This window comes from Enterobacter ludwigii (assembly GCA_023023105.1).
Classification (GTDB): Bacteria; Pseudomonadota; Gammaproteobacteria; order Enterobacterales; family Enterobacteriaceae; genus Enterobacter; species Enterobacter adelaidei.
The window spans coordinates 2,235,163-2,246,657 of the sequence record CP083824.1 but is presented as its reverse complement, the minus strand read 5'-3'; the positions used below and the strand labels follow the sequence as shown (position 1 = coordinate 2,246,657).

The following is an 11,495-nucleotide window of genomic DNA, read 5'->3' as shown; positions in this document are numbered from 1 at the left end:
AAGTGAAGTGGCAAACACCTGAAAAATAAATAAGGAATAAATCACTATGGGCTCGCCACTTTCCAGACAATTAACGCACCGCTTTTTTCGCTATCTCTCCATCACCAGCCAGAGCGATGCCAGAGTAAAAACTCTGCCCTCTACGCCAGGCCAACACAACATGGCGCGGGAGCTTGCTCAGGAGCTGGCACAGCTGGGGTTAGACGACATTGTGATTGATGAATTCGCCACGGTGACCGCGGTGAAAAAAGGTAACGTAGCCGGTGCGCCGCGTATTGGTTTTATTACCCATATTGATACCGTCGACGTGGGATTATCACCGGATATTCATCCGCAGATATTAACATTTACAGGTGAAGACCTCTGCCTGAATAAAGACAAAGACATTTGGTTACGCGTAAAAGAGCATCCGGAAATTCTGGCCTATCCGGATGAGGAGATTATTTTCAGTGACGGAACCAGCGTTTTGGGCGCAGACAATAAATCAGCCGTTACCGTAGTCATGACCGTGCTGGAAAACCTGACCGCGGAGCATCAACACGGCGACATTGTGGTCGCATTTGTCCCGGATGAAGAAATCGGCCTGTGCGGCGCGAAGGCGCTCGATCTGAAACGCTTCGATGTTGATTTTGCCTGGACCATTGACTGCTGCGAGCTGGGTGAAATTGTCTACGAGAATTTTAATGCGGCAGCCGCGGAAATCCGCTTTACCGGCGTAACGGCACACCCCATGTCCGCCAAAGGCGTGCTGGTGAACCCCCTGCTGATGGCGACCGATTACATCAACCATTTTGACCGCCAGCAAACGCCCGAGTGTACCGAAGGTCGTGAGGGCTATATCTGGTTTAACGGTATTCAGGCGGGGCAAAACGAGGCCATCCTCAAAGCGAATATCCGCGATTTTGACAAGGACAGCTTTGCCGCCCGCAAGCAGCAGATTGCCGACGTTGCCGCGCTGATAGCCGCCCAACATCCAACGGCCAACGTGGACTATCGCATTGAAGATACCTACAGCAATATCAGCAATGCGATTGGTGAAGACAGGCGCGCCATCGACCTGATGTTTGAAGCGATGGAATCGCTCGGCATCACGCCGAAACCGACGCCGATGCGCGGCGGCACAGACGGTGCGGCACTCTCGGCAAAAGGGCTACTTACGCCAAACTTCTTCACCGGCGCGCATAACTTCCACTCGAAGTTTGAATTTCTGCCGCTGTCGTCGTTCGAGGCCTCTTACCAGACAGCCCTGCAACTCTGCCTGCTGGCCGCCCGTTAAGTGGGTTTACGCGCCAGCATGGTGGCAAAGCGCAGCTTAATGCGATTGCCGTTTTCATCGGTGCGGTGCAGTTCACCAACGTCTTCGTTGTATTTGAGCAACTCCCAGCCTTCATAGTAGTTGCTCAGTTCGCCCGTTCTAAACGCAAACGGGAAGCCGACGGTACACGGATAATCAGTCGTATCCATGGCGGCGACAATCAGGTTGTGGCCGCCTGGTGTAGTGCAGCGCTGCATATTGGCGATAAGACCGGGGATGGTTTTTGCATCCAGGAACATCAGCACGACGGTGGACAAAATAAAATCGTATTCACCGTCGAAACTCAGGGTGTTGAGATCTTTTATCGCCGTGTGGAGGTTGTCGATCCCTTCTTCCGCCTTGATGCGCTCGATATTATCAATGCTCATCGGGTTTTTATCCCAGGCCGTCACCTCGTGACCGTTAGCAGCAAGGTAGAGACTGTTACGGCCATTTCCACAGCCCAGATCCAGCGTTTTACCCGGTTTAACTCTTTCTGCACTGAACAGCACCTCGGAATGCGTTCGGGTTAAGCCATATTTCTCTGTGAAGTAATTCTCATCGACGGTCATTATTTTTTCCTGATCCTGCATAAATTTAAAGTGCATTTTGAATGCCATTTTAAGGCGTTTACCGTCTGGTTGCCAACCGTTCGAAAACCGAAATATTTGCTACGTTTAGTTAAGACGGTTATCAGAGAGATCAAGATGAACAAATATCGCCTGAGCGACGATACACGCCTTTGGCAATGGAAAAATGGCGAAACAACCCACTCGACCACATTACGGCAGATTATCGCCACGGCGGAGTTTAACGACGTGACGATAGGTACGAAAGGTGGATGGATTGACGATGAGCGCGCCCTCGCACAAGACGGTGACTGTTGGATCTACGACGAAAACAGCGTGGTGTTCGCCGGTGCCACCGTATCCGGCAACGCGCGGCTTACCCTGCCTTGCATCATCAGCCACGAAGCGCATATCGGCGACAATAGCTGGCTGGACGAGGCCGAAGTCAGTCATGGAGCACGAATAAGTGACAACGTCACCATTCAGCACTCCTGTGTTCGGGGTGAATGTCATATTTATGGCAATGCCCGCGTGCTTCACAACAGCGTCGTTATTGCCGCCAAAGGCCTGACGCCGGACCATGAACAGATCCTGCAAATCTACGATAACGCGACGGTCAGCCAGTCACGCATTGTGCATCAGGCGCAAATCTACGGCGATGCGATGGTGAATGATGCCTTTATTGAGCACCGCGCCGAAATATTCGACAACGCAATCCTTCAAGGCAACGATCTCAATAACGTCTGGGTGTGCGACTGCGCAAAGATCTATGGCAATGCCCGCGTGATTGCCGGTTTTGACGACGATGCCATTCCGACGGTGCGCTACAGCTCTCAGGTCGCGGAGGATGCGGTGGTAGAAGGAAACTGCATCATTAAACACCACGTTCTGATTGGGGGACAGGCATGGCTACGCGGTGGGCCGATCATGCTGGATGATAAAGTCGTGATTCAGGGACGGGCGAGGATCAGCGGCGATGTGCTGATTGAGCACCGGGTTGAAATCACCGACGATGCGGTGATTGAAGCGTTTGCCGGTGAGAATATTCATCTGCGCGGCGAAAAGGTCATTAATGGCAACCAGCGCATTACCCGCACGCCCCTGCTGGGCGCGCTATAGCGTATAAATCTTGCCGTAGATGTTCACATCGTCGAAATGACCATTGAGGAATTCCGCTTCCCGCAGGCAACCTTCCAGCGTAAAACCGTTGCGCAGGGCAACATTGTTGCTGTGCTGATTCGCGACCCGACACTTAATCACAAAACGACGGATTTCACCGCGTTCAGCGTAGTAACGCGTAAACGCCTGCAATGACTGAGAGAGGATCCCCTGCCCTTGATGCGCTTCATCCAGCCAGTAGCCGATGTACCCGGCTTTGTTGGCCGGTTCAATCGTGTTAAACGACAGCACGCCGACCAGCCCATCATCCTTAAAGATCAAAAACATTTTGGCGTAGCCGCGCTGGTGCAGCATCTGGTTACTCTGCACGTTACGGCGGGTATCTTCTTCGCTGCCCACGTGCTGCGCCCAGTCAAAGGCGGTTTGCAGAAAAGCTCTGTTTTTGACGACGAGGTTGTGCAGTTCGGCGGCGTAGCGCTCTTCAACGGCGCGCAGTTCGATGTGTTGCGATACAGGGATGATTTCAGATGTCATAATACCTCATATTAACGAATGTGACTCTTTAAACAAGAATGCCGTTTCACAATACTAAGCTTTGTTATTCTCATGGCTTCTTGCTCGAGCGCATAAAAATTTGCTGAGCAAATCTTAAAGTATTCATTACCCGTGAATGGCTCAGAGTGAGTGTAACTACGTTCATTATTTACTGAAGAGCAACCGGCAGAATGCAGGAAAGTTGAATTTGAAGGATCCATCTCACCGCTTATTTCACTTCTTTTACGCAAATTTAAAACATAGCCTTCAGGGTTTGCATTCAGCCAGTTTTTATATTGCACTTCGCTGTTATCGAGTTCTTCACTGTGAAATCGCACAACGGAGGCATTACGATCAGTAATATATTTCATCGCAGCCAGAAGATAGGAGGCTTTGAAAGTCACATCCTGGTAGTCTTTCGCTAACAAACTTTCAGCTTCTTCAAACCGCTCAACAAATGCTGCAACCTCTTTGGGATCGATACGGCTAATATTATCTTTTCCATTTCGAACAAACAGCTTTTGCTCTTCAGTGTAGAGAGTGAAAGGAACATTCCTTGATCCAGTGATCAGCTCGACGGGGTGGGAAAAATACTCCAACATTAGATGATAGAAATCTTTATAAGCCATGATTCTGTCTCCCTTTAATATTCGTGAAATGCGTGGCTGTTTTGTTGCTCATCATAAATGACTTCAGGCTCATCTTCAGGGAAGCAACTGAACGAATCCTGCCATTCGCCTTTCACCAATCCACCAGATTCAAGGTCAAAGGGCACACACCATAGAGATAAATCTTCGTCAAAATGGAACACCGGTAATGGCGCAGCAAAGTACTGATGACGCGGATAAATCAGCATCATTTTGCCTTTCCCATGAAGATACTTTTGCCCATAGGCGAACATCTGATACAGGTCCGACTGGCTGATTTCATACTTCCTTAGAGCATCATCAGCTCTGCTATCTAATAGCTTCCATTTAGCATCCATAACCACCGTCTGCTCGCCGGTGATAAGAAAGTCAGGTTTAAGCATGAACCATCGTTGAGATAACTTTTCGCCAACAGGAACATGTTCTAACAAGTACTGGCTCTTAGTCTGCTCAATAAGCTGGTAATCGTGATGCAACGCTCCAGCCAGACCGTATCCTACCCAGCCCTCATATAACTTCTCCATAGGGAACAGCAAAGATATTCCCTGATGCAATCCATATTGAAAATCTGGATTCATCTGTTCAAGAATGAGCTGGCACCACGGCTTTATCGCGCGATAGCCAAAGAGATATTTACCGTCACTCCACTGCCTCATTGAAAGTGTTGTACTGCCAGAGATCGGCACTATGCCATCCAGTTGGTGGCTAAGTGAATTTGCCTGCCTCCAGCTCTGCCCTTGTCTGGTCATTTTGAGAGTCCAGTCTAAAGCAGTCCGTAACAGGCGATTTTCGATACGCTGAGGGGAAAACTCAGCATAACGCACATGAAAATGAGTGCCTCTGCCCGGAGGCATTCTCATTTGCGCAGTGACATCCAATTGACCACGGATGAACGCACTATGCTCATCCTCAATGAGGTGATAATCGAAACGCAGTCCTTTGCGAACTAAATCAGCAAGATGTCGCAAAAACTCACTGATTATCCATTCATGTAGAGGCTGGTCACTACGTTGCAATACCGCCTGGCTCGCCTCACGAGGTGCAATTCCGGTAGAGGCACTAAGCATTCGGCGTAAAAGCTGACGCAGAGGGACTATTTCGACGGGAACGTCAAGAGTGGTTTTTGGCAGAATTTCAATTGACTCGCCAGTCGGGGATTGCAGATAACCGACATAGCTTCCCAAACGCAAAAATCGCCTCCCTTCCCGGCTGAGAATTTGAGAGGTACCACTCCACTTTTGTTGCAATTGCTCAAGCCAGGAAAATGTTGCTTCAGAGACAATCCCCAAATCCATACTGGCTGGTTGAGAGTTATCACAGGTAAGCAGAGCATATTCCCGGACCTGAATCATCATGCCACAATACCCTGATAAGCTTCTGCCGACACGAAAGCATGTTCATTAATACGAAAACGCCTGTCAGACAAACTATCCGCAATATCTTTCGGGAATAGCGCAGAAAATGACGGTAATTGTGCTGACTGTTGCAAGAGAATAAAACGGTTTTCTTTCGCTTTCACTGAATCATTAAGCACCCAACCGATACGTTCATAATCATCAAAGAAATACTCTCTCAGCAATGGAATGAGTTTTTCCTGGAAGATGCTGGCAAGACAGGCTTCACGGTCGGCGTTATTTTCTAATTTCTTTAATGGCATGAAGTAAGCATGACCAATCATATGCTCACTATCCAGCAGTGCTTCGATACGTTGATTAATGCGCGTTAACAACGTTTCGACATCAACGCCAAACGCAGTGACCCCAGCTAATAACTCCGGTCGTGCAGGCATTTCGGTAAAGCTAAAGCGTCGTCTTAGCGCCAGGTCCATTTGTATCAGGGATTTATCCGCAGTATTCATCGTCCCAATGACATAGACATTTCTTGGCACGGAAAACAGCTGTTTAGAATAAGGCAGGACTAAGGAGCGGGCATCTTCAGCTCCCAATCGTTTATCGGATTCCAACAGAGTAATCAATTCACCAAAGATACGGGCAATATTCCCCCTGTTTATCTCATCGATAATGAGCACATGCGGTAATGCTTGATTATCACTTGTTTCTACCGGGGCCAATAGTTGAGACAGTTTTTCCCTGTCAATTGAGGCATCCCTCAACTCATATAATGTCATCTGTGAAAGTGCTTTTAAAAAAAGCTGCTCTTTCGGTAAGCTCGGTGAATAAGTTCGTAACCAGTTGACCTTACGCATTTGGTGATAGCCTACGCGTTCATCATTTGGCAGGAATTGATAATCTCCGGCGATCTCGGCGATGGCCCTGAACTTATGATTACCATCGGAAATAATAACCAGATCACCATTCCGAATGATATTTTTAAACATGTTGACCGCAGTCAACATGTATTCACTTCTCTCAACCTGGCCTTCATTCGATTCGTCTATTCGTAATCGGACATCCGCAGGAGTAGTGCAACCACTAAAATCAAGATTATCACCCCAACCCAATAAAATATAATTGTTCGCAAGGCATTCATCGAAAATATAATCTTCACCGTCAAGAGTATTTCCAAGAGACATTTTCCAAATCCGTCTCCCATTCAAAGACAATGACTGGGTTGAACTACCACTCGTTTTAACTTCAGCATTCAGGCACAGCTGCTTAAAAATACCATCCATAACTTCGTAGCGAAGCGTACCCGAGCTTTCATCAGTAGTCGCACGAATACCCTCGATAAAGTCCTCATAGGAGAAACTTTGATGGAAAGTGGTAAACATGATGCGCTGCTTTTCTACCAGAATCTGATACCGCTGCTTTACCTTTTCCCGTAAGTCATTGCCATGATGCTCACGCGTAGCCTGTTGATACCATGCATTATCCGCAATTTTGACAGCCAATTCGGTCGTCGTGTAGGTTTTACCCGTGCCTGGTGGTCCAAAGAGAATCTGGTTTAAGGGATACATTAACGATTGCTCCTTGTTTTCGTTGTCTCTTTTTAGTCCAGGCTGGGTGATCAAAGAGGGTTGGCCTCTCAACAAATTCACGAGAGCCTGTAGCGCTTCGACTGATTCAACATCAGTTGCATAACCATATTGGGAGGTACCATTATCTTTCGGGTAACGTCGATAGCTGGTGCTTTTTACTTTTTCCCAAAGGCAGTAGAGACCCTCAATGCGATCAATTTCCGCCTTTAAGGCAAGGGTGTCTGGTGCGAGAACCAATGGGCTCTTGTTAACAACGCCGTCCCGACTGCGTTTGACATACAGATACTTCCCATTTCCGAGCGGATGCTCGGATGCATAGCTTGGCTCGAATTTTCCATCCTCAAGCCGGTAACCCAATTCATTCAGTGCCTGGAATATCTGGAGCGAATTCAGCATTTCCTACACCACTCCTTGTTAAAAAAGCAGCACAAATGAGAACATATGCTAAATCATGATTTATAACTGTTAATCGCCCGGCAGCGTTACGCTTACCAGGCGCAGTTCAACTCGATTAACGCATTACCCTGTCATCAACGTACTGACGTTTATCCGGTGCTGGCGGGAAATACTGATACAGCCAGGTTTCACTGATGGCATCCCCCTGGCAGCGCAGGAACAAACGCATGTCCACTGGTTCGGTCGAATCCGATGTTGGATACCAGTCAAACAGAATGCGATAGCCGTCAAACGGTTCAACGTAAAGGATCTCAACCTGCTTCGCTTCACCGCTGGAGAGCGTAATGACCGGCTCGATGCCTTTTGGTGCAGACGCTTTCAGGTCGCCACCGACAAAGTCGATAGCGAAGCGACGGGCCCACACTTTCGGGTAATTTTCGCCGGGTGCCCACCCTTCCGGGAAGCCACCCATACCGGTGCGGGTCGCGAAGACCGTTGCCAGCGGAGAACGCACTGGCGGCATGGCGCTCCAGTAGAGGCGATATTTGAAGTCCAGCTCGTCGCCCGCTTTGACCGCTTTTTCTGGCTGCCAGAAGCAGACGACGTTATCCAGCGTTTCACCCGTAGTCGGGATCTCCATCAGGCCAACTGAGCCTTTGCCCCAGTCATTGCGCGGCTCAACCCACAGACTTGGGCGTTTGTTATACCAGCCCATCACGTCCTGATAGTGCGAGAAATCGCGATCAAGTTGCAGCAGGCCGAACCCTTTCGGATTCTTGTCCATATAGGCATTGAACTGCAGCTTCTGCGGGTTGTTCAGCGGACGACAGATCCACTCCCCGTTGCCGCGCCACATGGCCAGGCGGTCGGAGTCATGAATTTGCGGGTGAATGGTGTCACACATGCGGCGTTCGTTATTACCGCAGCTGAACATGCTGGTCATCGGCGCGATGCCGAGTTGCTTAATGTCTTTACGCGCATAGAGGTGGTTTTCCACCTCCATAATCACCTGGCTCTTCTCGCAGTGGATCACGAATTTATAAGCACCAGTGATGCTTGGGCTGTCCAGCAGCGTATAAACGGTAAAAGTGGTGTCGCCAGGTTTGACGGTTTCAAACCAGAACGAGGTGAAATCCGGGAACTCTTCCGGCGTGTCGGTAAAGGTATCCACCGCCAGACCACGTGCGGAAAGACCATATTGGTAGGTGTCATCAACCGCACGGAAATAGCTCGCACCGAGGAAAGAGACGATATCGCGACGCGCCAGTTCAGGGGCTTTAAACGCACGGAAGCCCGCAAAGCCGAGATCGCTTTGCCCTTCCAGCTGTTTGGTATCCACACCCGTTTCACCATAGCTGAACAGCTCCGGACGGAAGTGGATCTCGCGCGCCATAGAAGTAGACTGGTCGAGCGAGAACATCCGCACGCGACGACGGAAACCCATTCCCATATGGAAGAACTGCACGTCCAGTTGACGCCCTTCAATGTTATTCCACAGAGACTGCTTTTCATCGTAGCGGATGGCGTTGTACGCCTGCGGCGTCATGGTGGCCAGCGTGTCCGGCAGCGGGCGCGGCGCACCACCCCACGGGGTTTTCGCCAGGTCATGCGCCATGGATTGCAGTACGGAGAAATCAAAACGACGGCTCTGGCCGTCAGCAATGTCAGAGTCAGCAGCGTATGCCGCTTTGGAAAACAGAGAAGCAAGGCCAGATGTGCCGCTCAGGGCTGCCACTGCCAGCGAGCCTTTTAGAAAACGTCTGCGATTCATGCCTGGAAAAACGTCCTTATGGTCGTGTGAATGTGTTTCGCGCTCGGCGAAATGACGGCAAGAAAGAACGCACAGCCTAAACAAAAATGGTTAAGAATCCAATTGTTGGCCGGTGATTATATGAACAAAGTGTGAAATATTTTCTGTCGACCAGAACGGCCCGAAAGTGGTGTAAAGAAAGCCTGGAGAATGTGTAGAAAAATGCCCCGGCGCGACATCGTTCGCCGGGGCCAATGAGGCGGTTATTTTACGCTGACATCGATACCCGGGAAGTACTTATCAGCGAGTTTAGCGATCGTGCCGTCGGCACGTACTTTATCAATCGCGGCATCAAGTTGCTTTTTGGTGGCCTCGTCACCTTTACGCAACCCAAAACCGATCCCACTGCCGAGGATAGTGTCGTCAGACACCGGTTTGCCGATGAAGCCAAACCCTTTCCCCTGCGGCTTGCTGAGGAAACCTGCCTGCCCGGCCGCTGACATGACCAGCGAGGCGTCGATCCGACCATTCAGCAGATCGCCCCAGGCCATATTCTGATCTTTATAAGACACCACGGTGACACCCTGCTTTTCCCAGTGCTCTTTCGCATAGGTTTCCTGAATGGATCCCTGCAGCACACCAATGGTTTTTCCCTTCAGCCCTTCGGGAGTCGCCTCTACCGCCGTTCCGGCCTTACCGACCAGCTGCGACGGAATACGGTAGATCGGTTGGGTAAAATCAATGCTCTTGCGGCGCTGTTCGGTGATATTCATCGCCGAGTTGATCGCGTCGAATTTCTTCGCCACCAGCCCCGGAATCAACGCATCAAACGAGGTTTCAACCCAGGTGCACTTCAGCGCTGCGGCTTTACAAATGGCATTCCCCAGTTCAACGTCAAACCCTTCCAGTTCGCCCGCCGCATTACGGCTCTCAAACGGCGGATATTCCGCCTCCAGACCGTAACGCAGCTCGGTAGCCGCAAAGGAAGAAAAAGTACACAGCAATCCCATGCCGACAACTAACGCGCGTAATTTCATCCAATACTCCTCAGCGTGGTTTAACCCGACACAGGGCCTGGGCACCTGCCCGTAACGTCGCCTCATCTTTCGCAAAAGAGAGACGAATCAATTTATTATCCGTACCGTCCGCATAAAACGCCGACAGCGGAATGGTGGCAACACCGTACTCAACGATCAGCCGTTTCACCAGCTCGCTATCGCGCTCATCGCTAAACTGGCTGTAGTCCGCCAGCATAAAGAACGACCCGGCACTCGGCAACAGGGTAAACGGCGAATCCTCAAGCAGACTTTGCAGCAGATCGCGCTTACGCTGGTAAAACGCCGACAGCGACAGCCAGGTTTGCGGATCAACCATATGCTCAGCAAAGGCATGCTGCATTGGCGTATCGGCAGAAAACATTAAAAATTGATGGACTTTACAAATCTCGTCCATCAGTACCGCCGGGGCAACACAGTAACCCACACGCCACCCGGTAACGTGATAGGTTTTTCCGAAAGATGAGATAATCACGCTACGCTCCGCCAGCTGCGGGTGTGTAGCCATCCCGTGGTGCGGTTCACCATCAAAAACAACGTGTTCGTACACTTCGTCAGACAAAATAATGATATCGGTATTGCGCGTCAGCGCCGCCAGCTGCTGCAGGTCATTAGCTGAGAAAACCTGACCGCTCGGGTTGTGCGGGGTATTGATGATAATCATACGCGTACGCGGGGTGATCGCGGCACGCACTTCATCCCAGTTGACGGCAAAATCCGGCACCGTGAGTTTGATGGCGACCGGGGTTGCCCCCTGCAGGCGGACAATTGGCGCATAGCTGTCAAATGACGGTTCAAAATAGATCACCTCATCGCCCGGGTGCACCAGCCCGCTGATTGCCGAATAAAGTCCTTCGCTGGCGCTGGCGGTGACCAGCACCTCGCTACCTGGGTCATACTGCGTGCCGTAGAGGGTGGCAATTTTATCGGCAATGCGTTCTTTGAGCGGCTGCAGACCGGTCATCGCTGCATACTGGTTATGCCCTGCCTCCATTGCGCGGGTGACGCCCGCAATCAGCTTCGGGTCGCAGGAAAAGTTCGGTGCGCCCTGAGAAAGGTTAATCGCGTTATGCTGCGCCGAGAGCTGGCCGATAACGGTAAAAATGGTGGTACCCACATCAGGCAGTTTAGAGCGTGTTTGCACCGGCGTTCGTAAAGTCATCCTCTTTCCCTTCTCATGGACATTGCATAAC

10 protein-coding genes are annotated in these 11,495 nt (G+C 50.4%); 2 read left to right on the top strand and 8 right to left on the bottom strand.

Annotation, left to right across the window (positions count from 1 at the left end; genetic code table 11):
* The first annotated feature begins 46 nt into the window (after nt 1-46).
* Entirely contained in the window at nt 47-1,276 is a 1,230-nt protein-coding gene (gene pepT / locus LCD46_10900) for a peptidase T (GenBank protein ID UOY72777.1), read from the top strand.
* Here the strand turns inward: pepT and tehB are convergent.
* Nucleotides 1,273-1,866: a tellurite resistance methyltransferase TehB gene (tehB, locus tag LCD46_10895; GenBank protein ID UOY72776.1), complete on the bottom strand. Its 594-nt coding sequence runs from the start codon at nt 1,864-1,866 to the stop codon at nt 1,273-1,275. The two genes, pepT and tehB, sit on opposite strands and share 4 nt — an antisense overlap.
* Before the next feature lie 135 nt (nt 1,867-2,001).
* Here tehB and ydcK point away from each other — a divergent pair, with 135 nt between their 5' ends.
* A complete protein-coding gene (ydcK, locus tag LCD46_10890; protein UOY72775.1) occupies nt 2,002-2,982 on the top strand; it encodes a YdcK family protein in 981 nt (326 codons plus the stop codon).
* On the opposite strand, the gene rimL is transcribed toward ydcK, so the two are convergent.
* The 7 genes from rimL to LCD46_10855 all read right to left on the bottom strand — a co-directional run bounded on the left by rimL (nt 2,977) and on the right by LCD46_10855 (nt 11,464).
* The gene (gene rimL / locus LCD46_10885) at nt 2,977-3,516 is read right to left on the bottom strand and encodes a 50S ribosomal protein L7/L12-serine acetyltransferase (GenBank protein ID UOY72774.1); all 540 of its coding nucleotides are present in this window, start codon (nt 3,514-3,516) and stop codon (nt 2,977-2,979) included. The two genes, ydcK and rimL, sit on opposite strands and share 6 nt — an antisense overlap.
* An 11-nt stretch (nt 3,517-3,527) precedes the next feature.
* A complete protein-coding gene (locus LCD46_10880) occupies nt 3,528-4,145 on the bottom strand; it encodes a hypothetical protein (GenBank protein UOY72773.1) in 618 nt (205 codons plus the stop codon).
* Between the two features lie 14 nt (nt 4,146-4,159).
* Nucleotides 4,160-5,518, bottom strand: coding sequence for an McrC family protein (locus LCD46_10875; GenBank protein ID UOY72772.1), 1,359 nt, complete (start codon nt 5,516-5,518; stop codon nt 4,160-4,162).
* Complete coding sequence (locus LCD46_10870; GenBank protein UOY72771.1) at nt 5,515-7,497, bottom strand: AAA family ATPase; 1,983 nt, start codon at nt 7,495-7,497, stop codon at nt 5,515-5,517. The genes LCD46_10875 and LCD46_10870 overlap by 4 nt, the downstream gene beginning before the upstream one ends.
* A gap of 115 nt (nt 7,498-7,612) precedes the next feature.
* Nucleotides 7,613-9,268 (bottom strand): glucan biosynthesis protein, encoded by a 1,656-nt coding sequence (locus LCD46_10865; protein ID UOY72770.1) that lies wholly within the window; start codon nt 9,266-9,268, stop codon nt 7,613-7,615.
* A 242-nt stretch (nt 9,269-9,510) separates the two neighbouring features.
* Complete coding sequence (locus tag LCD46_10860; GenBank protein UOY72769.1) at nt 9,511-10,284, bottom strand: transporter substrate-binding domain-containing protein; 774 nt, start codon at nt 10,282-10,284, stop codon at nt 9,511-9,513.
* 10 nt (nt 10,285-10,294) lie between these two features.
* Nucleotides 10,295-11,464 (bottom strand): pyridoxal phosphate-dependent aminotransferase, encoded by a 1,170-nt coding sequence (locus tag LCD46_10855; protein UOY72768.1) that lies wholly within the window; start codon nt 11,462-11,464, stop codon nt 10,295-10,297.
* Between the last annotated feature and the right edge of the window lie 31 nt (nt 11,465-11,495).